The sequence below is a fragment of the Pseudomonas brassicacearum genome (assembly GCF_918698105.1).
Lineage (GTDB): Bacteria > Pseudomonadota > Gammaproteobacteria > Pseudomonadales > Pseudomonadaceae > Aquipseudomonas > Aquipseudomonas brassicacearum_F.
In genome coordinates this window covers 1-25,404 of sequence record NZ_CAKKMI010000043.1, presented here as the reverse complement: position 1 = coordinate 25,404, position 25,404 = coordinate 1, and the positions used below count along the sequence as shown (strand labels likewise).

Annotated in this window: 20 protein-coding genes; 5 read left to right on the top strand and 15 right to left on the bottom strand. The window is 57.3% G+C overall.

The window, feature by feature from the left end; translation table 11 throughout:
- Positions 1–161: 161 nt before the first annotated feature.
- Both LQ215_RS17600 and LQ215_RS17595 read left to right on the top strand, forming a co-directional pair.
- Positions 162–647, top strand: a complete 486-nt coding sequence (locus tag LQ215_RS17600; RefSeq protein ID WP_230151712.1) for a flavin reductase family protein — start codon at positions 162–164, stop codon at positions 645–647.
- A gap of 111 nt (positions 648–758) precedes the next feature.
- Positions 759–1,802 (top strand): LLM class flavin-dependent oxidoreductase, encoded by a 1,044-nt coding sequence (locus LQ215_RS17595; RefSeq protein ID WP_230151710.1) that lies wholly within the window; start codon positions 759–761, stop codon positions 1,800–1,802.
- A 604-nt stretch (positions 1,803–2,406) separates the two neighbouring features.
- Here the strand turns inward: LQ215_RS17595 and LQ215_RS17590 are convergent.
- The 8 genes from LQ215_RS17590 to LQ215_RS17550 all read right to left on the bottom strand — a co-directional run bounded on the left by LQ215_RS17590 (position 2,407) and on the right by LQ215_RS17550 (position 13,016).
- Positions 2,407–2,772: a RidA family protein gene (locus tag LQ215_RS17590; protein ID WP_230151708.1), complete on the bottom strand. Its 366-nt coding sequence runs from the start codon at positions 2,770–2,772 to the stop codon at positions 2,407–2,409.
- A gap of 158 nt (positions 2,773–2,930) precedes the next feature.
- On the bottom strand, positions 2,931–4,229 hold the full coding sequence (locus LQ215_RS17580) for a diguanylate cyclase domain-containing protein (RefSeq protein ID WP_436839585.1): 1,299 nt from the start codon (positions 4,227–4,229) through the stop codon (positions 2,931–2,933).
- Between the two features lie 4 nt (positions 4,230–4,233).
- A complete protein-coding gene (locus LQ215_RS17575; RefSeq protein ID WP_230151706.1) occupies positions 4,234–4,767 on the bottom strand; it encodes a YfiR family protein in 534 nt (177 codons plus the stop codon).
- Positions 4,764–6,782, bottom strand: a complete 2,019-nt coding sequence (locus tag LQ215_RS17570; RefSeq protein WP_230151704.1) for a TonB-dependent receptor plug domain-containing protein — start codon at positions 6,780–6,782, stop codon at positions 4,764–4,766. The genes LQ215_RS17575 and LQ215_RS17570 overlap by 4 nt, the downstream gene beginning before the upstream one ends.
- A 355-nt stretch (positions 6,783–7,137) precedes the next feature.
- The gene (locus LQ215_RS17565) at positions 7,138–8,772 is read right to left on the bottom strand and encodes a methyl-accepting chemotaxis protein (RefSeq protein WP_230151701.1); all 1,635 of its coding nucleotides are present in this window, start codon (positions 8,770–8,772) and stop codon (positions 7,138–7,140) included.
- Between the two features lie 55 nt (positions 8,773–8,827).
- The gene (locus tag LQ215_RS17560) at positions 8,828–11,359 is read right to left on the bottom strand and encodes a sensor domain-containing protein (protein ID WP_230151698.1); all 2,532 of its coding nucleotides are present in this window, start codon (positions 11,357–11,359) and stop codon (positions 8,828–8,830) included.
- Positions 11,360–11,481: 122 nt separating this feature from the next.
- A complete protein-coding gene (locus LQ215_RS17555) occupies positions 11,482–12,543 on the bottom strand; it encodes a protein-glutamate methylesterase/protein-glutamine glutaminase (protein WP_230151696.1) in 1,062 nt (353 codons plus the stop codon).
- Positions 12,540–13,016, bottom strand: a complete 477-nt coding sequence (locus LQ215_RS17550; RefSeq protein ID WP_230151693.1) for a chemotaxis protein CheD — start codon at positions 13,014–13,016, stop codon at positions 12,540–12,542. Before LQ215_RS17550 ends, LQ215_RS17555 begins: the two co-directional genes overlap by 4 nt.
- Here LQ215_RS17550 and LQ215_RS17545 point away from each other — a divergent pair.
- From LQ215_RS17545 to LQ215_RS17535, 3 genes are all read left to right on the top strand, one after another.
- A complete protein-coding gene (locus tag LQ215_RS17545; RefSeq protein ID WP_230151691.1) occupies positions 12,990–14,054 on the top strand; it encodes an FAD-dependent oxidoreductase in 1,065 nt (354 codons plus the stop codon). The genes LQ215_RS17550 and LQ215_RS17545 overlap by 27 nt on opposite strands.
- Before the next feature lie 144 nt (positions 14,055–14,198).
- Positions 14,199–15,125: a SphA family protein gene (locus LQ215_RS17540; RefSeq protein WP_230151689.1), complete on the top strand. Its 927-nt coding sequence runs from the start codon at positions 14,199–14,201 to the stop codon at positions 15,123–15,125.
- Positions 15,126–15,209: 84 nt separating this feature from the next.
- Positions 15,210–16,448, top strand: coding sequence for an FAD-dependent oxidoreductase (locus tag LQ215_RS17535; protein WP_068934495.1), 1,239 nt, complete (start codon positions 15,210–15,212; stop codon positions 16,446–16,448).
- Positions 16,449–16,669: 221 nt separating this feature from the next.
- Here the strand turns inward: LQ215_RS17535 and LQ215_RS17530 are convergent, their stop codons facing one another.
- From LQ215_RS17530 to LQ215_RS17500, 7 genes are all read right to left on the bottom strand, one after another.
- Positions 16,670–18,616, bottom strand: a complete 1,947-nt coding sequence (locus tag LQ215_RS17530) for a methyl-accepting chemotaxis protein (RefSeq protein WP_068934494.1) — start codon at positions 18,614–18,616, stop codon at positions 16,670–16,672.
- Between the two features lie 74 nt (positions 18,617–18,690).
- Positions 18,691–19,767: a 4-hydroxyphenylpyruvate dioxygenase gene (gene hppD / locus LQ215_RS17525; RefSeq protein ID WP_068934492.1), complete on the bottom strand. Its 1,077-nt coding sequence runs from the start codon at positions 19,765–19,767 to the stop codon at positions 18,691–18,693.
- A 16-nt stretch (positions 19,768–19,783) separates the two neighbouring features.
- Complete coding sequence (gene fahA, locus LQ215_RS17520) at positions 19,784–21,076, bottom strand: fumarylacetoacetase (protein WP_230151687.1); 1,293 nt, start codon at positions 21,074–21,076, stop codon at positions 19,784–19,786.
- 3 nt (positions 21,077–21,079) lie between these two features.
- Complete coding sequence (hmgA, locus tag LQ215_RS17515) at positions 21,080–22,366, bottom strand: homogentisate 1,2-dioxygenase (RefSeq protein ID WP_068934488.1); 1,287 nt, start codon at positions 22,364–22,366, stop codon at positions 21,080–21,082.
- A gap of 176 nt (positions 22,367–22,542) precedes the next feature.
- A complete protein-coding gene (locus LQ215_RS17510; RefSeq protein WP_068934485.1) occupies positions 22,543–22,923 on the bottom strand; it encodes a RidA family protein in 381 nt (126 codons plus the stop codon).
- 16 nt (positions 22,924–22,939) lie between these two features.
- The gene (locus tag LQ215_RS17505; protein ID WP_068934483.1) at positions 22,940–24,229 is read right to left on the bottom strand and encodes an FAD-dependent oxidoreductase; all 1,290 of its coding nucleotides are present in this window, start codon (positions 24,227–24,229) and stop codon (positions 22,940–22,942) included.
- Positions 24,230–24,477: 248 nt separating this feature from the next.
- On the bottom strand, positions 24,478–25,404 hold a 927-nt coding region (locus LQ215_RS17500), incomplete at its 5' end, for an OprD family outer membrane porin (protein ID WP_230151685.1).

Below are 25,404 nucleotides of genomic sequence, written 5' to 3'. Positions count from 1 at the left end.
GCGCTCGCAAAGATGAGCTAAACCCCCTGTAAATGTTGACTCAAATGCCGAACACGTAAGTTTATCGGGCCAAAAAAAGTCCTTGCAAACTATGTATTACGGTATACCATCAGACCTACAAGCACATAAAAACCCGCATTACACCGCCAGAGGACCTTCCCATGATCGATGCAGCCATCTACAAACAAGTGGTGGGTTCGTTTCCTTCCGGGGTGACTGTGATCACCACGCTGGATGACGACAGCCAAATCGTCGGCCTGACCGCCAGCGCCTTCAGCTCGCTGTCCATGGACCCGGCTCTAGTGCTGTTCTGCCCCAACTACAGCTCCGATTCCTATCCGGTACTGATCAAGAACAAACGCTTTGCCATTCACGTCCTGTCCGGTGGCCAGCAGAGCGAAGCCTATGCCTTCGCGCGCAAAGGCAAAGACAAGGCGCAAGGCATCGGATGGACCTTGAGCGAGCTGGGCAACCCGATTCTGGCTAACGCCACGGCGGTGATCGAATGCGAGCTATGGCGCGAATACGAAGGGGGCGACCACGCGATCATGGTCGGTGCGGTGAAGAACCTGATTGTGCCCCAGCAGAACGCCGGGCCACTGGTGTATTGCCACGGCAAGATGGGCGCCCTGCCCGTGTTCGCCTGATTCGACAATACTCAGAGATAGATTGCGCACATTGCGAATGTCGACACTCCAATAATCAGCCAGTCGGCTCCCGATCGACCAGCCAACAACAAAAGATCCGAGGTAAGCGTCATGAAGTTTTCCCTGTTCGTGCACATGGAGCGTTGGGACGAAAGCGTCAGCCACCGTCAGCTGTTCGAAGACTTGACCGAACTGACCCTGATGGCCGAAGCCGGCGGTTTCAGCACCGTCTGGATCGGCGAACACCACGCCATGGAATACACCATCTCGCCAAGCCCCATGCCGCTGCTGGCCTACCTGGCCGCCAAGACCACCACCATTCATCTCGGCGCCGGTACCATCATCGCGCCGTTCTGGCACCCGTTGCGGGTCGCCGGCGAATGCGCACTGCTGGACGTGATCAGTAACGGTCGAATGGAAGTCGGTCTGGCCCGTGGCGCCTATCAGGTGGAGTTCGACCGCATGGCCGGCGGCATGCCCGCCTCCTCTGGCGGTCAAGCGCTGCGCGAGATGGTTCCGGTGGTGCGCGCCCTGTGGCAAGGCGACTACGCTCACGATGGCGATATCTGGAAATTCCCGACATCCACCAGCGTACCCAAGCCGATCCAGAAGCCCAATCCGCCGATGTGGATCGCCGCTCGCGACCCGGATTCGCATAACTTCGCTGTGGCAAACGGCTGCAATGTCATGGTCACTCCGCTGATGAAGGGCGACGAAGAAGTCCTCGACCTGAAGAACAAGTTTCAGACCGCCCTCGACAACAACCCGGACGTACCGCGCCCGCAACTGATGGTGCTGCGTCACACCCACGTGCATGCGGCCGATGACCCCGAGGGCTGGAAAGTCGGGGCGAAGGCGATCTCGAAGTTCTACCGCACCTTCGATGCCTGGTTTGGCAACAAGGAAGTGCCGGTCAACGGCTTCCTGGCGCCGAGCCCGGAAGAAAAATTCGCCGCTCGCCCGGAGTTTGAACTGGAGAGCCTGCACAAGACCGCGATGATCGGCACCGCGGAGGAAATCATCCCGCGCATCAAGTACTACCAGGAACTGGGTGTCGACGAATTCAGCTTCTGGTGCGATAACAGCCTGGCCCACGCGGAGAAGAAAAAATCCCTGGAGCTGTTCATCAAGCAGGTGGTGCCGGCGTTTCGCTGAGTTCGCCCGTCAGGCTTTGCGATAAACCCCAGATAAGCAAAACGCCGGCTCATGCCGGCGTTTTGCTCTCTGCGCCAGATCTTAATGGTTGTAGGCACGCTCATTGTGCTCGGCCAGATCCAACCCCATTTCCTCCACCGATTCAATTGAAAGACAAGGGCAACGAGTTACTCATCGAGCGTGCGCTTTCGGTAGGTGAAGTCCCACTTAAAGAAACGAATATTTCCGAGCCGAGCGTAGAAACAATCGCTGGTCAGCAAAAGACGCTTCATAAATGAACCGCTAACTCATCGCACCGCAAGCTACTGCCAACATGCTCTGCCGCCTGGGACTCAGAACTGCGCCGCTATGGCGACACAAAACAGTGAGAAAGCGAACCAGCCTGGAATGAACAGCGTGCTCAGTTCCGGCCACACCAACCGCAAGTGATCGATGGATTGGGCACGTCTTACCGGTATCGAACTTTCATCGACTATCCTCCGCCAGCTTTAACTGGCGCACTAAGCGTCCGGGCATTACCGAGTCGGACGCTCAACGGTGTGAATCAAAGGATTGGCACGGTGTAATCATGATCCAGTGCGCGGTGGCAGGGGGCAGAATTGCCTCACTGCTTTCGTATAGCAGTTACTGTGATCTCAATCAGAACACGCCCCTCCAAATCTACACCCAAGCAAGCACGCTGAGGCCAGTTTTGCGGGTTAGCACCGAACCAGTCACACCATACTTCGTCCATCACGGGCTTATCTGCCATTCTTGCGATGTAAACTTGCGCACTGACAATGCTTTGCTTGTCTGACCCGAGTTCCTTGAGATTTTTTTCGATGATTTCGAGCGTCTGACGAGTCTGGTCAGCAATATTTTGCGAGACGTCCGTGGCGGTGGCTACAGTCCAGACCAAATCTTTGTATGCACTAGATCGGTTCCTGCCTTGATAAGCGCCGCGAACTCTAGTGATTTCACTTGTAGTCATGCTCGCTCCTTATTTATGAACTTTCCTGATTTACGTGTTTCAACAAATCGTATGCGTCCGGCCATCATGCCAGCATAATCAAACCGGATGCCATTTATGCGCCAGCAACTGATCGATCTCACTCACCCGCTGCGTAGGCTGGCGCGTCAACGCATCCTTCAGGTAGGTATATGGATCGTGCCCTCGCTGGCCAGGTCGCAATCCATTTCCGGCACGTAAAGATAATAGTTGTTCTTACCGCTGCCCTTGGCCTGATACATGGCCATATCAGCGTTGCGCACAAGGCTTACAGTGTCTGTTGCATGGTCGGGACACAAGCTGATACCCAGGCTTGCGCCGATGTTTACCTGATGATCATCGACGCAAAAAGAGCAGGACAACGCGCGGACAATGTTGGAAGCGACACGGGCGGCCTGATCGGCGTAGACACCATGTTCCAGAATGACTGCAAATTCATCACCGCCGATTCTGCAAATCACGTCATTGCTGCGCAATGTATCGCGCAATCGTTCGGCGACAAGGATCAGCAGCTTATCCCCGGCCTCGTGACCGAGGGTGTCATTGACGATCTTGAAGTCGTCCAGATCGATGAAAAGAACCGCGCAGGATGTCCCGTAGCGCATCACCTCTGACACCGCGGTCTCGAGTTTTTCCTTGAAGTAGTGCCGATTGTGCAGACCGGTCACAGGATCGTAGTAGGCCAGTTTGTTGAGCTGCTGCTCAGCCAACCGCCGCTGTTGCAATTCGGCGCAGGTGCGCGCGTCGTGCCATTCAAGCTGTGCCATCAGGTCATTGAAACTCCTGGCAAGGCGCCCGACTTCGTCGGACCCATACAGAGTTGCCCTCAGGCTGAAATCCTGCTTGGCGCGGACCTGCTCGGTAAGGTCTACCAGGCTCATCAATGGTTGCACGATGCTAGACGCCATTCGACGGGCGAGCACCAGGGAAAAGAACAATGCCAGGGCCGCGGCGTGCAATCCGAATGCGCTCTGCCACGCCAGGCGGTAATACACGGACGCGAGGCTTGCCTGCACCACAACACTGCCGATGCGCTCGCCATGGAGCACGACCGGTTGGCGGACGAGCAACACGCTCCAACCGATACCTTCGGCCACTGCCCGAGCCTCCATGGCGTCACTGCCCTCGCGTTGGTAATTGGCCAGTTCCTGGCCATCGGGCAGCAGGAACGCGGCCCAAGTGATGTCCGGGATGTGTTTCAGGGATGCAAGCGTTTCCTGGGCCTCATGGATGTCACGAAACATGATCGCCGCAGCACCATTGCTACCAATCACCATCGCATGAGCCCTTACACCTTCAGCCAATGCGTTGCGCTGCACGATCAATTGATAGACCAGCAGCGCGATAAGCAGGATTGCCATGACCGCAGCGGTCAATAAAAACCCGGTATGGGTGAGTTTGTCGCGCAGTGGCCGATCCTTGAAGGGCACGGTTTGCATGGGTTCAAGACCTGTAGGCCACAAAACTGGCGAGTTTGAGCAAGCGTGCGCTGAAATCGATATTGGCCTTTCTCGCGGCAGCCAGATTGACGTCGAAAACAATGCGAGGGCCTTGTCGACGCATTTCAATCATGATGCCCCGGTCGGCCAGGCCGGTGGAGTCCGTGATGGTCAAGACGGGTGTCGCGGCAAGTTGCTGGAGCAAGGCGTCGAATGTGCGATGGCTGTGTTCGTCGATATAGACCACCAGGCAACCCGTGAGCGAGCCGTTGGGGGCGATCCGCCGTATGGTGATCGGTTTCCCGTTCTGGGCACGCTTGCCCTCCAGCCGAGTCAGTTCCTCGTCCAGGGACGTGCTGCCAAGCACACAGAATTGAAAGTCGGTGTCGGGTAACGACGGCCACTGGGCAAAGAGCGTGAAGTTGTAAAGATAAGCAGCTTTCATGGCACGTTCGTCGACCGCCGCGTCGGCAGCCGCCCTCTGGCAGGGCAAGTACAGGGTCGCGAGGATGCACAAGTGGAGGACGATGGCCTTCATTCGAATGCGTACCCCAGGGTCAGCCACAGGCTACGCTCTCCGCGCACGCTATCGGGGTTAAAGAGCGCCGCGTCCTTGTAGTGGCGGTCGAAAAGATTGCGCACCGCCGCGGTGACGCTCACCCCAGGCAGAACTTCTTCGCTGGTGAGGGTCAGGTCGGCGATAGCGTAGCCGGGGGCGTTCTCTCCAGGTGCGATCAAACGATCGCCCACATAGCGAACGGCGAGACTCGCCCGCAAACGTTCGCCCGCCAGGGGCACGGAGGCACGTAGCTTACTCAGGTTGCGCGGTGAGTTGACCAGATTCTGGTGCAGGTTGTTCTGCGAACTCTGCCAGGTATGGCTGCCTTGTAGCTCAATCCCATGCCATTGCCATTGCGCTTCAAGTTCCGCGCCTTGGGTGTCGATCCACTCCAGTGAAGTACTCGCGGAACGCTGGAGCGGGTCTGTGATGCGGTAGCGATAGAGGCTACCCAGTAGGCGAAAATCGCCTCGGCGATAATCGGTGACGAACTCCGTGGTATTGACACGTTCCGATTCGGTGGAAGGACGCTTGAAGGAGGTCGTCTCGTCAAGGCTTGTGAAACGGTTCGCGGCGCCGTGGGACAGAGACAGAGTGGTGTCGGTCAGGCCTGTATAGATCAAGGCCGCACGGGGGGCGCTACGCAGCGCCGTGTCAGTGCTGCTGCGTCGATCGAACCGCAGCCCCAGGTTCAAGTGCAGGTCATGGGGAAGCGCGATCTCGTCCTGAGCAAAAACGCTGAGCGTCTGGGCCGAGTCCCAGCCGTGAGTCTGTTCGTGTTCGTCGGTCTGAGGGAAGTACGTTTTCGTCTGCAAGTCCTGCAGGTAGTCGTTACGGTACTCACTGCCCAACACCAGACGGTGGCCTGTAAAAGCCACGCTGCTGATCGTCCCCTCCAGATCCCACCATCGTCCGTCGGCGCTGGTGTTTTCGATGAAATCATCGATCGGTTCGTAATAGCGGTCGCGATACAAATAGCTGCCATGGGATAGCCGGACGGAGGTGCGGTAGTCACCGTGGTCGATATCGTTGCCGAGCTTCAGAAAGGTGTTTTGATCGGAGAAGTCCCATCTGGCGCCGAGGGGAATCGTCAACTCTTGTTGATTACGCTCGGCAAAAGCCCCCTCAACGCTCCAGGCGCCCTGCGAACCCTTGAAGAAAAATCGCTTTGAATCAAAGTTATCGTGCATGACGTCATCGGAAACCTGCACGTCGGGGAGATCAGCCTGGGATGCCGAAGCCGAGACCAGCCATTCAGCACCATTGTCCAGGCGCGTTCCCCAACTGACGCGCGCCTTGCGGTCCTGGTGCGAGCCGGTGGTCATGGCAACCTGGCCACCGTTCAAATCGCGGCCCCGGAGGGTGACGACGTTGATCACGCCGAGGAAGGCATTGTTGCCGTACAACGCGGTTCCCGGGCCGGGTGCATACTCGACACGCTCGATCAATTCGGTGTCGAGCAGCCCCTCTTCACCGAGGTATATCTGGTTGAAGACGTTATCAGCGACCGGCTGACCGTCAATACGCAGCATGATTCGCCCCGCGTAGTCGCCGGGCAAACCGTAACCACGCCCCCCAGGGAAGTAATAGGCGCTGTCAAAGCCGATGTTCAGGCCTCGCATGCTATTGAGGATCTCGGCGAGGGTCCTGTAGCCGAAGCGACGAATCTGCTCGGCAGTGACCACTGAAACCGCGGACGGCGCATCGGTGAGTTGCTGAGAAATCTGAGACGCGCCGACAACCTCGGTTTTGAGTAACTGTTCGAAAGGAAGGCTGGTCAGATCCTGGGCGGCTACCGCGCGTGATAGCAACCACAAACCCGACGCGAAGAGGCACCGACAGATGTTCAGGGTGTATCGTGGCGGCGGCACGATGGGGGAGCATGACATGATCTGCGTATAACCCTCTCGGCATTGCCACTGCACATGAATCGATCTGTTTTTGAGAGCTCGATGTGAGTTGACCCTGCTTTTTTTTGTTTTGATTGGGTGCATTTTCTCCCTACAAGCCCCGCCACTGAGAAAGTGGTTGCTTCGGAAAGAACGATTTCAAAATGCCACCACTCTAGGCGCAACACCATCAGCACCGGCTTATATTCGAGTAAGGGGTTTCGCTGCGATGTAGGGGGATGCCTACAGCGACGATGGCATCGACAGAGGAAAACCGAGCAAGCGGTTCTGAATGCATCTGGCCTGACGAAAGAAAAGACGCACGCCCAAAGTCCTCCGTTTATGAGACCAGGCGTGCGGCTTCTTCATGAGCGCGGGAGCGACTTGATCTTTGAATCAGGTCAGTTGCTGCATCAGCGACATGAAGCTGTCAAAGGTAAGGGAAAGATAGCGCCAAAGCTTAAACCCGGAATTGACTTAACAGTCGACTCAACTGATCTGCCAACTGGCGCAAATGTTCACTGGCTGCACTGGTTCGCTCACAAGCCTGGGTGTTGTCCTGTGCGAGACCGGCGGCCTGGGTGACGTTTCGATTGATGTCCTCCACGACATGGGTTTGTTGCAAGGTAGCGCTGGCGATGGAGGCATTGAGGCTTGTCAGGTTGCGCAGCGACTGGCTGATTTGATCCAGGCTCACGCTGGCCAGCCTGGCCTGTTCGATGGTGAGCCGAGAGCCCTGGCTGCTTTCGTCGATCACCTTGACGGCGGCTTCAGAGTTGCGCTGCAGCGTCTCGATCATGCCCTGGATTTCGGTGGTTGACTGTTGGGTACGCTGGGCCAACATCCGCACTTCATCCGCCACCACGGCAAAACCGCGCCCCTGCTCTCCGGCCCGCGCCGCTTCAATGGCCGCATTGAGGGCTAGCAGGTTGGTCTGCTCGGCGATGGCGCGAATCACTTCGATGACACTGCCGATGCGTGTGCTTTCCTGCGCCAGGGCCTGAATGACGCCCACCGCTTGTTCGATGGTGCCCGACAGGTGCTCGACCTGCCGCGAACAACTGCCGATGTTGCTTTGTCCCTGCTGGGCCCGGGTATCGGCATCATGCACTTCGCTGGCGGCCTGTTCGGCATTCCTGGCCACATCTTGCACGCCGTAGGTGACCTCGTTGATGGCTGTCGCCACCAGGTCCATTTGCTGCGACTGCTGTTGACTGTATCCCTGGCCTTCGTTGGCAACGGCGGCAAGGGAAGCCGATGCCTGATCCAGCGCCCTGGCAGCCAGCAGCGATTGACTGATCACACCTCGCAGCCTCTCGGTAAAACCATTGAAGTGGCCCGCCAGCGCAGCCATTTCGTCATGGCCCGTAACGTCCAGCTTGCGAGTGAGATCGCCTTCCCCACTGGCTATATCGGCCATGGCTCTCACCGTTTCGTTCAACGGCTGAGTAATACTTCTGCCAACGAAAATGACCAAGAGACACATCAGCGCACAGATGCCCAGGAGCACGCCCGCGGCTCTCCATAACTGCGTCTGGAATGCCGCCTGCAGATCGTCGATATAAACACCCGAACCGAGTATCCAGCCCCAGGGCTGATAGAGCTGGACAAAAGACACTTTATCCACCGGTTCGCTGGCGCCCGGCTTGGGCCAACGGTAGCCCACCACACCCCTGCCCTGGTTCTTTGCAATGGCCACCATTTCAAGAAACAAGGCCCTGCCATCCGGATCCCTGACAGCGGAAAGGTCCTGGCCGTTGAGCTTGGGGTTGGTCGGATGAATGACCATCTTCGGCCCCAGATCGTTGATCCACAGATAATTGTCCTCGTCGTACCGAATCTCGCCGACCAGGGCCAGCGCTTGCTTCTGAGCATCCTCAAGGCTCAGCGCGCCGGTTGTTTCCAAGGCGTGGTAATGCTTGAGGATGCCCTCGGCGACTTCTACAACCCTGCGACTCTCGTTGGCCTTGGACTGGTACTCCTCCACATAGATCTGGCGCAAAAAAAACAGGGCGAGGGCAACGAACATCGTCATGGCAAGAAACAGGACAATCCACAGTCGGCGACTGACGGGCATATTGCGAAGGCTTTTCATTTGGGGCGACTCTTGTGGAAGGTGGTCATGTCATAGGCCCGCGCACGGGGCCAGGTTATCCGCCGCATAACGCTTCACCACTGCGACACGTCACGGGCCATTGGTCCGGCAACTTTTCGAAATCTTGCGGCGCCATGGCCCTGCCATACAGCCAGCCCTGGGCGCTATGGCAGCCATAACTCTGCAAAAACGCTTGCTGAGAGGGCTCTTCGACGCCTTCGGCCACCAATGTCAAACGCAGGCTGTTGCCCATGGCGATGATCGCCTTGACCAGCTCGGCGCTGTCGCGATCATGTTCGATGTTGTGAATGAAGGAGCGGTCTATCTTCAGGGTTGTGATGGGAAAGCGACTCAGATAACCAAGCGCCGAATAACCGGTGCCGAAATCGTCAATGGCAATCGAAAGGCCCATGTCGCTCAGGTGTTCAAGGGTTTCGCGCACGGCGGTGTTGTTGTCCAGCAGCAACCCTTCGGTGATTTCCAGTTCCAGCCAACCCGGTTCGCACCCGGTGTCCTGGAGGATGGTTTTGATTGACGCGAGCAGGTCGTTCATCTGGAATTGCCGCGGCGACAGGTTGACCGCTATTTTCAGCGGCGTACCGCGCCTACCACGGTTCCGGGCGGCGGCGAATCGACAAGCCTGCTTCAGAACCCATTCGCCGATGCCCACGATCAGCCCGGTTTCCTCGGCGATCGGGATGAATTTGTCCGGTGGCACCTGTCCGTGTTGCGGATGATTCCAGCGCAACAACGCCTCGGCGCCGATCAGGCTTCCGCTGACCAGATCAATCTGCGGTTGATAGTGCAGCGCCAGTTCGCCGTTGTGTTGCGCATGACGCAAGCTGGTCGCCAAGGCCAAACGCTCCGAGGCCTGCTGGATCAGGTGCGGCGAGTAGCGCTGCACGTTGTTCCGCCCCTTGGATTTGGCGTGATACATGGCCGAATCGGCGTACTGCAAGAGCTGGTAGACGTTATCGGCGTCCATGGGGCCATGGGCAATACCTAAATTTCCGGAGACGAAGACTTCCCTGCCCTCGACCTGATAGATCCCCGTTATGCTCTGCAGGATTTGTCTACCCAGGCTGTCAAGGTCAATGGGTGGGGCAAGACGCTTGAGGAACAGGGCGAACTCATCACCACCCAAGCGAGCTACCGTGTCCTTGCCACGCGCAAAATCCTGTAAACGGCGGGCGACTTGGCGTAATAGTTCATCACCCGCCCCATGGCCCAGCGTGTCGTTAATCACTTTGAAGTTGTCGAGGTCCAATATCGCCACGGCCACCTGTCGACCGCCCCGTTCGCTCTCATGCAAGGCGTGCTGCAGACGCTCCTTGAACAACTCGCGGTTGGGCAGTCCAGTCAGGGCGTCATAGAAAGCCAGTGTATGCAGCCGCTGTTGATAGGCCTTGAGCTCACTGATGTCCTGGGCGGTACCCAGCATTTGCACCGGCTTGCCGTCGGGGCAGTATTCGATATTCAGGCACGAGTGCAGATGCAGGCGCTGATGCCCTACCGCGATGCAGTACTCCAGCGTCAGGGACGTGCTGAGCTCGCAAAAGGCCTGGCGGATGCTTGCCAGAACTTGCCCACGATCCTCAGGCACCAAAAGATCAAGCACCTCCTTCAGGATCGGCGACCAACCGCGTGGTTGGTCAAGCATGCGACACAGCTCCGCCGACAGTCGTAAGGTGCCAAGGCGATAATCCAACTGCCAGTGGCCGAGCCGAGCCATGGCCTCGGACTGCTCCAGGCGCCGCTCTGTTGCCTTGAGCGCCGAGATGTCGCGGGCAATGGTGAGCACGCTGGTGACCTTTCCGTGCTGGTCGAACTCCGGTACTGCCTGAACATGCTGGACAATTTGCTCACCCGAGGACTTGATCCACGTGGCTTCCGCCGCGTCGGGCCGACCATTTTGCAAAATGTCCAGGATGCCCTGGTGATAGCGCGTCGCGACCACGGCCGGCAAAGGGCTTTTGTAGGTGATCGGGGTGCCGATCACCTCACTGATCGCAATACCATAGAGCCGCTCGTAGGCGGGGTTGATATAGGCGCGCCGACCGTCCCGGTCATAGCGAATAATGACATCCGGCGAGTTTTCCACGAGGGTACGAAACTCTTGCTCCCTGACCCGAAGCTCCTGCTCGGCGCGCCGCAGCTGAGTAATATCGCGCCCCACAGCCAGCACGCTGATGACCTCGCCATCGCTCCCTCGTTCTGGGACAAGACGAATATGACTGGTGATCAGATCGCCATTGCCTCCCGTCCAGGATAATTCGTGTTCGTCAGGCTGACCGCTGCGCACCACTTCCTGTAATACAGCCTCGTAGGCAAGCAACTGAGGGGCAGCGCAACTGTCGCTCGGTCTTTTGCCGAGCAGCAATTGCGCGGGGACACCGACCATGCGGGCAAAGGCCGGGTTGGCGTAGGTACGCTGGCCCTGGCGATCATAACGGGCGATGGTATCCGGCGTGTTCTCAGCCAGCGTACGAAACGCCAGGCTGTCGGAACCGTTTTCGCAATGCCGAGGCTCCCGCCCAGCGCAGGATGTCTGGTCTAGCAAGCCTTGAGGAGGTGCTTTTTTATTCATACTCGTCACCCTGTCAAATCGGTGAGTGAGTCATTGCGTGTCGTCCTTTTTGCGCAGCGCGCCACTTGATGGGGGCGCCAAGACTCATGGGGGCATAACAGGCATACGGAAAGGGGCATGGCTCAAGCCCTTCCGGTTGTGCTGGCGAGGATCGCCGCAGGGATTTCACAGAGAGGTAATACGCGTTCCACCCCACCCAGTTTGAGCGCTTCCTTGGGCATGCCGAAAACCACACAGCTGTCTTCGTCCTGGGCCAGGGTCCGTGCACCCGCCTCGCGCATTTCCTTCAGGCCCCGCGCACCATCGTCGCCCATGCCGGTCATGATGATGCCCAAGGCATTGCCACCGGCCACCCGGGCGGTAGAGCGGAATAACACATCGACTGATGGACGATGCCGGCTGACCGGCGGGCCATCACGAATTTCCACCTGGTACTGGGCGCCACTGCGCGTAAGCAACATATGTCGCCCACCCGGCGCAATGAGCGCCCGCCCAGGCATGACCCGGTCGCCGTTGCGCGCTTCGAGCACCTCGATCTGGCTTAACTGATTCAGCCGTGCGGCGAAGGCTGCGGTAAAGCGCTCCGGCATGTGCTGGACAATCAGCAGGCCGGGGCAAATCCGTGGCAGGCGCGTCAGAATCGCCTCCAGCGCCTGAGTGCCGCCGGTGGAAGTGCCGATAGCGACCAATGTCTCGGTGGTGAGCGTCATGGCCTGGCTGGGGGCCGGCAGGATAACGTCTGCGGACAGCTTGGTGGTCTTCGCAGGCACCAGGCGGCGCAGGTTGGCCCGCGCGGCGCTCTGGATCGCCTGGACCAGTTCGTCGGAGGCATCATGGAGGAACTGCTTGAGCCCCAGTTTGGGCTTGCCAATGACGCAAACCGCCCCTTCCGCCAGCGCCTGCAGGGTGGTTTGGGCACCGGTTGCGGTCAGCGTGGAGCAAATCACCACCGGAGTGGGTCGTTCAGCCATGAGCTTTTTCAAGAAGGTGATGCCGTCCATGCGCGGCATTTCCACATCCAGTACCAACACGTCCGGCCACTGGCGCTGCATTTTTTCCAGGGCGAACAGCGGGTCGACGGCAACCCCGATCACTTCGATCCCTGGATGCCCGGCGAGCGAGGCCGACAGGACCTGGCGAACCACCGCCGAGTCGTCGACGATCATGACTTTGATTGGCCTCATGCAACACGCCCCTGGTCCACGCCCACGGCAGATGGAATGTGCTTGATCGAAACCTGTCCGTTCCAGATGTCGAAGATCAGGTTGCGATGGCCATTTCCCTCGACGTGGGCGCCTTGGCAGGCCAGGCCATGGGCCTGGAGCAGCTGTCTGGCCGCATCGACATTTTTCTTGCCCACATAGTGAGTCTTTCGCTTGCCCATTGCCGGGAACATGTCACCGCCACCAAACAGTTGAATACGAAACTCCGCGGCCGAAACCCCGTGGAGACGGGTTTGGCGGAGCATCAGTTCAATGGCTTCGTCGCCATAACGTCCATCCAGTCCAGTCGAAGACCGCTGGGGGCGGGTCGGCAGCATGAAGTGGCACATGCCGCCGATCAGCAATGTCGGATGCCACGCCACCAGCGACACGCAAGAGCCCAGCAGGGTTCGGATGCGCGTATCCAATTGCGCAAACAAAATATCGAAACCCATTTGCTGGAGATTGACCCTTCCTGGGGGGCCGACGGAGCGGGTATCACCCTTGGCGGTGCTACGCTACGCGCGTTCAGGACGTTGGGAATACTGGAGCTATTTCTGGAACGGGGCAGCGCTCACGATGGGCTGGAAATTACCGCGCCCAACGGCCACCTGATAGAAACCATTCCCGTCGCCCGCGTCGCTGGGCCAGACATCCCGGGTAGCGGCGCCATTATGCGCCCGGTGCTGGCCCGCATCCTATCCGAAAAGGTAGTGGAATGTGGCACACGAGTACGTCTGGGGCAGACCTACGACTCCATCGAGCCCGATGCGGACGGTGTCACCGTAACCTTCAGCGACGGCAGCCGTGACCGTTTCGATCTGGTGATCGGGGCCGATGGGCTCTACTCCAAAGTGCGGCAATGGCTGTTCCCCGACGCGCCAAAGCCAACGTATACCGGCCAGGGCGTGTGGCGGGCCGTGGTACCACGCCCTGCCGAGGCGCGCACCATAAAGATGTGGGTCGGACCACACCTGAAGGCGGGTCTGAATCCGGTATCCAAGGATCAAGCCTACCTGTTTCTGACCGAACACAGCGAGCAACGCCAACACATCGACGAAGGCGAGCAGGCCATCAGGTTAAGAAGCTTGTTAATGGATCACTTCACCGCTCCCATGGTGCAGGAGCTAGCAGCGCAAATCACAGAGGACTCTCGCGTGATGTACCGTCCGCTGGACTCCCTGTTGCTGCCACGTCCCTGGTATCGCGGCCGGGTCGTGCTGATCGGGGATACCGTGCACGCCACCACCCCACACCTGGCTTCAGGGGCCTGCATCGGCATCGAAGATGCCATCGTTCTGGCCGAGGTCCTGGGCAGCCACGAGACGGTGGAATCGGCTTTTGAGGCTTTCCAGAATCGTCGCTGGGAACGTTGCCGCATGGTGGTTGATAACTCGGCGCGCTTGGGTGAAATCGAAATTCAAGGCGGCGATAAAGTCGAACACGCCAACCTCATGCGCAACTCCACCATTGCCTTGGCGCAACCCATTTGAGCTGCCCGCGCATGGTATGGAAGTCAACAACCCTGTTGGCTGAAATCGTCGAGATTGATTTATGACCGGTTCGGGATCCTTGATCTCCCGATAACAAGCAATAAACAACACAAAACAAAAAAAACAACATAGGTTGGGATTGCAATGACTATAAAAAAAGTGGTTCCGGGAGTTCTGATTCTATTCGGCGTGTGGGGAAGTTCCCTGCCGACCAATGCCACCGAGGGCGGCGCGCCAACAACTGTGATGGGCCTCTATGGGTTTGGCGCGGGTATTCTGCCGCCGGCCACCGAATACGGCTCCGTCGGTGTGCGGTACGCCGACTACACCGCTAACCGCCTCATGGACAGTCATGGGAATAAGGAGGACCTGAACTTTTCATTGAACGTGAAGGCTATAACACTGGCCTACATCCACATGACGAACAAAACCCTCTTGGGTGGCCAGTACGGATTCGGGATCGCCGCGCCGTTCTTCGACATGGACGCCAAACTCGAAATCTTTGCCGACGATTTTCCGGTATTCCAGGATCATACAAAACTTTTCCGCTCGGCTGACATTCTGGTTCAACCTTTGATGCTGCAGTGGCAACCGTCGAAAAACCTTTCGGTAATGGGGCAATTCCAGGTGCTGGTGCCTACGGGTGATTATGACGAGGGTCGGCTGGTCACCCCCGGGCTGAATCATTGGGCGTTCTCCCCCATCGTCGGCGCAACTTATGTCACAGACTCCGGATTTGAGATTTCGTCCACGTCCCAACTGGACGTGAGCACGAAAAACAAGGCCACCGGCTATCGCAACGGCATTGAATATCGTAACGAATTCGCCGTTGGCCAGAATATCGGGGATTGGACTCTCGGGGTGGGCGGCTACTATTACGACCAATTGACCGATGATCGGGGACCCGGCTCTGGAGACGGCAACCGTGCTCGAGTCATGGCCCTGGGGCCGGCGCTGAAATTCTTCAGCCCGGGTCTTCCACCGGTCTGGATTCACGCCTACAAGGAGTTCGATGCGCGCAACCGTCCCGAGGGGTACAACTTGTCCATTCGCGTGGCCGCCAGTTTCTGACAGCGGAACAATTTACCTCTCCCCGGTGGGCTAGACAGCCAACCGGGTCAGGAGATGAACTACTCAAAACTGACAAGGTGCGCTATGAGATCAACCACAACATTACCTTGGCGCAAGGGCAAGCGGGTGGCCATTATCGGCGCGGGCCCAGGTGGGGTTTCTGCGGCGCTGGCGCTGCATCGCCAGGGCTACGATGTTCGTCTCTACGAGAAAAGCCCCGAGCCCAAACCACTCGGAGGAGGCGTTTTGCTGAGTGTGCCGGTGCTGGCGATACTGCGCGATTATGGTATTGACCTGAAGAACTTCGGCTCCTTCACCCACACTGAATTTCGCAACAAGCGAGGTCGTGTGCGCACCCTCGTGCCTTCCAATCCGCTGGTTGAACAGTCCTTTGGGCTAAAAGGCTGGCACTACGGCATGCTACGTTCCAATGCCTTCGCCCGCATGATGGAGTGCCTGCCCGAAGGCCTCCTCATGGCCAATCACACCTTCCAGTCATACCGCGAGGGCGAGGACGATATCGAACTCTCATTCACCAACGGCACCCGTATAGAAGCCGATGTTTTGGTCGGGGCGGATGGTATCCGCTCCGGGGTGGCCCGGCAGGCCTTTGGCGAACCGGAACTGTTTCATGTCGGCCTGCGGGTTTGGCTGGCCTGGTGTGACGCGGCGGGTATCGACGGCATTCCCCCCAACTCCGCGGCGATCACCCATTCCAACAATCACCAGGCAAGTTTCTTCCCAATGCTGCACGACGGCAAACCGGGCTATGAATGGTGGATTGTCGAGCCTGTGAAGGAGAACGCGGCGCAGCCAGAAAACGTAAAAGCCTATATCCAGAAGAAACTGGAAAACTGGGCAGATCCCCTTCCCCGCTTCCCCGACGCGACCGACTTCAATACTCAGATTTTCTGCTGGGATATTTACAACCGCCCGTCACTCAAGCGGTGGAGTCGTGGCCGGGTCGTATGCCTGGGCGACGCCGTGCATCCGGTGTCTCCTTACGCCGCTTATGGCATGGGCATGGCCATTGAAGATGGGTATTTCCTGGGCAGCACACTGGGCAAGCGGAATTTGAGCGACGGAAAAGCCCTCGCTGAAGGCATTGCGGCATTCGAAGCAGAGCGTGTTGATTACGTCAATCACCATGTGGAATTCGCCCGCAAGCTGGGCAGTCTCTTCCACTATCTGCCTTACCCCCTGGCCAAACTCAGAGACTTTGTATTTGACCGCACTAAATTGCTGGAAAGGATGATCAGACGTGATTATCTCAGCAATCAGGAGGCGATGAGTTTGTCTCTGCGGGAGCTGCACATCAAGTAGGTCCGAAGCAGTGGGTCACGGCCTTGTCTCGCAAGCCGGATTGACGGCTTGCCTGCGGACATGGCGACAAAAAAGCGCGGGATGCTGGTCGCCTCGGTATTTCAAAAACCTGGGTCAGGCGACCAGCCGTGGTGAAAGCAGCGCTCAACATGATCAGGGAGGACCAGTAGAAACCGATGCCTGGGTTCCCTGACAGCTACTCAAGCCTGGCGCTGACCGGGTCAAGTGTTAAAGCGGCTGACCAGATGGTTCAGCGTTTGGGAAAGTTGCGCCAGATTCTGCGCGTCCTCCCGGGTCGCCTCGGCTAAAGACGCCACCTGCTGCGCGTCGCCATGGATCTGGCTAATGTGACGGTTGATATCCTCGGCCACCTGATGCTGCTCTTCCGCTGCGGTAGCGATCTGGGTGTTCATGTCACGAATCACGTCCACCGACTCGCGGATCTGCTCGAAACTCACACGCGCCTCGTTAATCGAAACCACCGCCTCCTGGGACACCTCCAGGCTCGCATGCATCCGCCTGCCCATCAGGTGGGTACGGCGTGCCAGGTTACCCAGCAATGCGTCGATTTCCCCAGTGGAATCCGCGGTACGCTTGGCCAGCGCCCGTACTTCGTCGGCAACCACCGCGAAACCGCGCCCTTGCTCTCCTGCCCTGGCTGCTTCGATGGCGGCATTCAATGCCAGCAGATTAGTCTGCTCTGCAATAGAGCGAATGGTACCGAGGATCGACTGGATATCGTTGCTGTCCTGCTCCAGTTCCACCATGGCCTCGGCCGCCTGGCCGACTTCCTGGCTCAGGCGGTCGACATTGCTTACCGCATCGTCGATCTGCTTCTGCCCGGTGTGGGCCTGACGCTGACCGTTTTCCGCTGAATCAGCGGCCTGACTGCAGGAACGCGCTACTTCGTTGGACGTAGAAACCATCTCATGAAACGCAGTGGAAACCATGTCTACCGCATCACGCTGACGACTGGCGACTTGCGACATCTGCTGCGACACCTCGGTGCAGTTACTGGAACTGCCGTGGATTTGCCCCGCAGCCAAGCCAATGCGCTTGATCAGAGTCCGTATCGCCTCCAGGAACTGATTGAACCAGCCGGCCAACTGCGCCGTTTCGTCCTGACCCCGTACATCCAGGCGAGCGGTGAGGTCACTTTCGCCTTGGGCAATGCCTTCCAGACCGCTGGCGACACCCCGTATAGGCTTGACGATCAGCCCGGCGAATGCCGCGCCCAGCACAGCGAACAGGACAGCACAGGCTGCTGTTATCAACGCGATGATCCAGGTCAGGCGCGATACACCGGCCATCACTTCGCTTTCCTTGATCAAGCCGACGAGTTTCCAGCCCAGCGTATCGGATGGCGCGACGTTGGCCATGTAGCGCTCGCCGTCCAGTTCGACTTCGACCAAACCTTTTCCAGCCTGAGCGAGCTTCGCGTAGCCGTCTCCCAGATCCCCGAGGCGCTTGAAGTTGTGCTCCGGCTTGCTAGGATCGACCAGTACGGTGTTGTTGCCTTCCATCAGCATCAAATAGCCGCTACCGCCCAGCTTGATCTGTTTGACCAACTCGGTGAGCTGCTTGAGCGTCACGTCAATACCCACCACACCACCGCTGGCGCCCAACTGGTTGGCAAATGTACGCACGGTAGACACCAGGACGGCATCGTCGGGCGCCCAGTAGTAGGCCTCGGTGCGAATGGTTTCGCCCGGCCGGGCCTGGGCAGCCTTGTACCAGGGACGAATACGCGGATCGTAGCTGTGCATGTTGGCATCGCCCGGCCAAAAGACACCGCCACCGTCCATAGTGCCCATGGCGATGGAGGCGTATGCCGCATGGCTCTTAGCCAGACCTTCGAACAGACCGAACAACCGCTGGTCCTTGGCCCCCAATGGCATTTTCGGGGCATCGCTGGACATGTATTGTTTGATCGAGCCATCAACATCGTTCAGCAGCGGATGGGCGGCAAGGTAATCCACGTTCTGGCTGATGGCTTGGAAAAACAGCTGCATGGCGTTATCGACCTGACGGATTTCGCGTGTGCTGCTGTCAATGAAACTGCTACGGGCTTCGCCCCTTACGTTGAAGATAATGAATACGGCCACGAGCACTGCCGGGAGGGAGGCAATAGCGGCAAAAGCGAGCGTCAGTTTTTGTTTTATGTTCATTCAGTACGTAGTCCTCTGGACGACCAGCGGCATATAGCGAGGAAGGAATGCTTCAGGGCGTTACGCACGTTGAATCAGCCGGTTTCAATAACCCCCCGACGAACTTGATCACGCTCGATGGACTCGAACAGCGCTTTAAAATTACCCTCGCCGAAACCACTGTCCCCCTTACGTTGAATGAACTCGAAGAACACCGGGCCCAGGGCAGTCTCTGAAAATATCTGTAGCAACAAGCGCCGTTCACCGTCCTCCGACACGCCATCAAGAAGAATGCCGCGCTTGCGAAGTTCCTCAGTAGGCTCGCCGTGTCCTGGAATTCGGCCTTCCAACATCTCAAAATACGTTTGCGGTGGAGCGGTCATGAACTGGGTACCGCTGGCCTTGAGGGCATCCCACGTCCGCAGCAGATCGTCAGTGAGGAATGCCACGTGCTGGATGCCTTCGCCGTTGAACTGCATCAGGAACTCTTCGATCTGCCCGGCGCCCTTGGACGACTCTTCGTTGAGTGGAATACGGATCATGCCGTCCGGTGCGGTCATGGCCTTGGAGGTCAGGCCGGTGTATTCGCCCTTGATATCGAAGTAGCGGATCTCACGGAAGTTGAACAGCTTCTCGTAGAAGTTAGCCCAGTAGGCCATGCGTCCGCGGTAGACGTTGTGGGTCAGGTGGTCGATGATCTTCAGGCCCGCGCCCACCGGGTTACGGTCTACACCTTCGAGGAACACGAAGTCGATGTCATAGATCGAGTTGCCCTCGCCAAAACGGTCGATCAAGTACAACGGCGCGCCGCCGATGCCCTTGATCGCCGGCAGGTTCAGCTCCATCGGGCCGGTTTCGATGTGGATCGGCTGGGCACCAAGTTCCAGGGCGCGCTTGTAGGCCAGTTGCGAATCCTTGACGCGAAACGCCATGCCGCACACCGACGGACCGTGTTCGGCCGCAAAGAATGCGGCTTGGCCGGTCTGCTCATTGTTCACGATCGCATTGATCTCACCCTGGCGATACAGAGCCACCTTCTTGGAGCGATGGTTTGCCACGTGGGTGAATCCCATCCCTTCCAGTACAGGCTCGACAATGCCGGATTGCGGGGAGGCTAGTTCAATGAACTCAAAGCCCATGAGCCCCATCGGATTTTCAAATAAATCTGCCATGCTCGTGCCCCTTATCTCATCGCGCATTAATAATTTTGCCTCGGCATTCGCCGAAACCGATTGATGCAAAACCTGGTCGCACACACCGCGCGCGCAGGAAAATTTCATCGCCATCTTCAAGGAAACATCGCTGCTCTCCTGAGCTCAGGGCGATTGATCGTTTGCCACCTTCCGTGATTTCCAAAAGGCTGCCGAACTGGCCTGGTTCTGCACCGGAAAGAGTCCCTGAGCCAAAGAGGTCGCCCGCCTGAAGTTGACACCCGTTGACGGTGTGGTGCGTCAGCATCTGAGCAACCGTCCAATACATATTCAGGGTGTTGCTCAACGTCAGGCGTTGGGGAGCCAGCCCCTTCTGGCGCATCAGTTCAGACTGAATCAGCACCTCCAGTTCGATGGCAAACGCCCCGCAAGCCTGGTCTGCTTCGTCCAGCAGGTAAGTCAGGGGTCGAGGATCTCCGTCAGGGCGCCCAGGTTGCGCATGACGAAACGGCTCCAAAGCCTCCATGGTGACGACCCATGGGGAGATGGTGGTTATAAAACTCTTGGACAGGAACGGACCAAGCGGCTGGTACTCCCAGGCCTGAACATCACGTGCGGACCAGTCGTTCAGCAGGCATAAACCCGCGATGTGATCTGCTGCACCGGCAATCGGTACAGCCTCACCCATCTGGTTACCCTTCCCAACCCAGACGCCAATTTCCAGCTCATAATCAAGACGGGTACACGGCCCAAGGATGGGCTGAACTTCACCTGCCGGCAGGGTCTGTCCATGGGGCCGTCGAACGTCCGTCCCTGACGGGCGAATGGTAGAAGCACGACCGTGATATCCGATCGGGACGTACTTGTAGTTCGCCAGCAGCGGATTTTCGGGCCGAAACAGCTTGCCCACATTCCTGGCATGCTCAATGCCGACATAGAAGTCGGTGTAATCACTGATATGCGCAGGCAAGCCCATCACACAATCGGCGGCAGGCAACAGGCACGCCCCGACCAGATCCTGGTGCCTGGACTGCTCGTCAAGCAGTGACAACAGCACACCCCGCAAAGCGATACGCGGGCCGCTACCCAACTCAAACAGTTCGTTCAGACGACCTGTGTCAGTCGCTTCAATCGCCCGTAACGCGGCCCCTTGGACCAACCCGGTAGATTTCAGCGCCTGGAGATCCAATACTGAATCGCCTATGGCGACACCGGCCTTTTTGCGGCTATTCCCATGACTAAAAATGCCAAGCGGGAGATTCTGGATCGGAAAATCGGAATGGCCGTTCGCCGATTCGACCCAGCTTCGTTGGATGAGCTGAACAGACATTGCTTAGCGAAGCTCCGGGTCAAAAGTTTTAGGGATGCTGGCCCAGCAACCGTCGTAATCGGCTTGCAACTGAGAGGTTTCAAGCGCGTAGCGGCTCGGCCGAAGGACTTGGCTGGTTTCGAACATGAATGCCATCGTGTCGGTGATCTTGACGGGTTGAAGCTGTGCAGCAACGGCTTGAGTGCAAGTCGGACCATCAGGACCGTGAGCACTCATGCAACTGTGGAGCGAAGAGCCACCGGCAAGGAAACCATCGGCTTTGGCGTCGTACTCGCCAGTAATCAACCCCATGTATTCATTCATGAAGTTTCGGTGGAACCAGGGGGGACGGAACGTGTTCTCCGCCACCATCCAGCGGGGCGGAAAAATCACAAAGTCGAGGTTGGCCATCCCATGGACACTGGTAGGCGAGGTCAGAACAGTAAAAATTGAGGGATCCGGGTGGTCAAAACTCACCGTCCCCAGGGTGTTGAACCGACGCAGGTCGTATTTATAGGGCACATTGTTGCCATGCCAGGCCACAACATCGAGCGGCGAATGATCCAAAATGCATCCCCATAACTCGCCCGAAAACTTTTGCACCAACGACACAGGACCCACCTGCTCATAAGCAGCGACTGGCGTCAGGAAATCTCGTGGATTCGCCAATCCATTACTGCCAATAGGCCCGAGATCCGGAATGCGCAGAGGCGCGCCATGGTTCTCTGCTACATAGCCTCGCGCGTAGCCGTCCAACAGCTCAACACGGAACTTGAGCCCTCTCGGCAAAACGACAATTTCCTGAGGTTCTACCTGAAGTGCCCCAAGCTCGGTTGAAATCGTCAGTCGTCCAGATTGCGGCACCACCAACAGTTCGCCATCGGCATTGAAGAACACACGCTCCATCGAACGGTTGGCAAAATAACTGTAGACGGTAGTGCCTACCGGTTTCTCAGGCGTCGAATTGGCAACCATGCAGACCAGGCCGTCGATAAAGTCGACTGGGTGCTCAGGGGACGGAAGCGGATTCCAGCGAAGTCTATTTGGGGTGGCAGTTCCCAACCCACCCCCGGCCAACTGACGCGTCAGCCGAGCGAACTTCGGATGTTTGGCTGAAGGCTGAATTCTGTACATCCACGTGCGACGAAGCTCTGCTCGAGGCATGGTGAACGCTGTCCCCGAAAACAATTCGGCATATAACCCATATGGCAATTTTTGCGGTGAATTCTGTCCCTTGGGCAACGCGCCGGCGAGCGACTCGCTGCTGAACTCATTCCCAAAACCTGATTGATATTGCAAATCGACGCTCATGAATGCTCCAAACAGCATTAAACTTTGCACAGCGTTAACGGGCCGAGTTAACCATCACTCGTTTGTTCGGCGTGCAAAAACCAAATCATTACCGCAGTGCGGAACTAAGCTAATTGAACAAATCCAACGATGAGGAATCAGCGTGGAAAACTGCCTGATTGATCACGGGCCGTCGTTCAAGCGTTAACGTCGACTGCCTGAACTTCAATCTCAACGCCAACACCAAACGCGAGCTGCGCCTGCACAAGGCTACGCACAGGCAAGCGTTGAGAGTTGAAGTAGCCGCGATACACTTCATTGAAGGCTGCAAAGTCGTTGAGGTCGCTCAGCCACACCGTAACTTTCACGATGTAATCCAGAGAACTTCCTAAATCTTCCAACGCTCTACCAATGCTTTTCAGAACAGCATGACTCTGTTCTTCGATAGGACCGGTATGGGGCTTCAGGTTCGAATCAAAAGGAATCTGGCCAGAAAGAAACAAGAAACCACCTGCGCGGACGGCGGATGAGAAAGGCAACTGCGGTGCCGCTGGATAAAAAAATGCATGTTGAGTCATGGCAAGGATCCCGTAATTAAGATGTAAAGCAAGAACTTGTGGGCTTGACCGAGCGACGCCCTATAAGACCGTAGCGGTCCCACTTGTAGGGTGCCAGATCAATCACGGGTCTACGGTCGGCAATCAGATCACTCACAATGCGGGCCGAACCACAGGCCATCGTCCATCCCATCGCGCCGTGACCACAGTTGAGAAATATGTTGGGTATATGGCTCGCCCCTAGAAACGGAAGGTTGTCCGGGGTCATTGGACGTTGTCCCACCCATTGAAGTGGAGTGACGTCTTGAATGTCAGGACAGACTTTTTCCGCAAAGTTTTTTAGTGCCGCAAACTGCGTCTGCATGACCGGACCATCGGGAATCCCCACATCAGCAAAGCCCGTGAATCGCAGTGTTTCACCGAACGAAGCCCACGCCACTTTATGCCGGATCGACACAGCACCAACACTGGATCTTCGACCTGGGGGAGCTGGGTATGAAATCGAATAGCCTGTGACTGGATGGATCGGCAGGTTGTGCCCGATCGATCTCATAAGTTGCCGCGATGCAAGCCCAGCTGCCACTACGACAGCGTCACCCTGACGATAACTTTTGTCGGTGTGCAGCCCTTTAGCGACACCGTCCTGAACATCAAAACCGAGCACTCGCTCGTCGAACCGCACCGTCGCACCAAGTTCAATGGCCCTGTTCATTGCGGCGCTGGCGTAAAGAGCGGCGTCTCCGGTGCCGTCTTGAGAACAGTAGATACCCTTCGCGAACTTTACTCGGGCCGCCAGCAATGGAGGTTCTTGCTCCAGCAAGGAAGCTGAATCGAGTTCTTCGAATGGCTCTCCCGCCTCTCTTAATAACGTTGCGTCATACGGACCGGGCGTCTGCCCCTCTTCATACAGATACAAGATCCCACTAAGACGCCCACCATAGTCGGCATTGGGTATGTCGCAATGACCGAACTGCAGATCACGCGAGTAGCACGAGAGCGCTAAAGCAGCTTTTGAGTTCGCCAGCCACCGTTCTCGCGTTGCCTCCCGAGCAAACAAAGTGGCCCACCGGGCCAGCGCTGGTGTCCAGGGACCGTGGATCCCGATGCCGTCACCCAAGCCCAACATAGATTTAACTGCAATACCAACAATGCCTGGCTCGGCCCAGCTGAAACAGTGACCCGGGGAGATAAGTCCGGCATTGGCAAAGCTTGCACCTGTGGCAGGCGCGTGAGCCCCTTCAATAATTTCGACACTATGGCCATCACGCATCAGCGTCAGCGCAGTCACAGTGCCACTGATGCCAGCGCCTACAACAATGATGTGCATCTGTAATCCTTCAGTTTCGGGTGCTTAAAAGCCATAGGTTGCACGGGGTATACCGCCGGAACCTATAAACCTGTCTATGCGAAGCGCTTGTTGCGCAAAACAAAATACTGCCGTTACTCATTGCTCATCGACATCCAGGAAGCGACTTCCAATACGAAGTCGGCCCCTAAATGCCAAATAAAAAATCGCCGCATGATGTGACGGTGGTGGGATTCAAATCACTGCCCCACCAACGTCGACTTCAGTATTTAAAAGATGCTTATGGGATACTCTATGAACGCTCGAACCTCGTTGCCGCTGACGTTATAGTCGCTGGCATTATCTGATACTCGAAGCCAGGACCCGCGCAGACGTAACTTCAGATCCTTGGCTGGCCCGGTTTGGACAACGTACTGCACCTGATTGAACAACTCGTGCTCTTTACCCTCGCCATCGTTGGTGCGAATGTTGTCTCCTTTCACGTAAGCGATTCGATATGTCAATCCCGGCATACCATAAGTTGCAAAATCCACTCCATAAGCCAACTGCCAGGATCGCTCGTCTTCCGCGTTGAAATCCGACCAGTAAGAGTTGCTCAGAAAAATGCTGCCGCCCCCATCACCCACGCCGCCAGCATTCTGGTTGCGCCCATACTGGTAGCCGGTATCGCCGCTGCTGCGCTGGTGCGCGATCGTGAACGAATGTGGTCCGAGAGCATAGGTAGCCGCCAAGCTCCAAATGGTGTTTTCTCGTCCAGTGGCCAACTCGTCGGCATAGGCGCGATCAAGTTGGGAATGGTAACCATTGAAGTCAAGTTTCAGTGACCGGTTACTCTCCAACGGGATCAGATAAGTCGCCCCGAGGTACTGCTTCTTCAGACGATCCTCGACATCGGAAACGTAAATGGAGCCGCTAAGACTGTCGCTAAAACTGTAGTTTGCCCCTAGCACATCAATTTGTTTTAGCCCACCACTATCCCGTCCCTCGGCGCTCTTGCGAGCTTGTGCAGTGAAATGCCCGGCATTCACTTCCAATCCTTGAATTTCCTTGGAAACGAGCATTGTGCCAGTATAGCTTTCGGGTAAAAGACGACCATCGTCATAGTTAAGTACGGGCCAGCTTGGCATCAACTCGCCATAGGACAGAACGGTATCCGAAAACTTAAACTTCACCGACGCCCCCGCACGACTTAAATC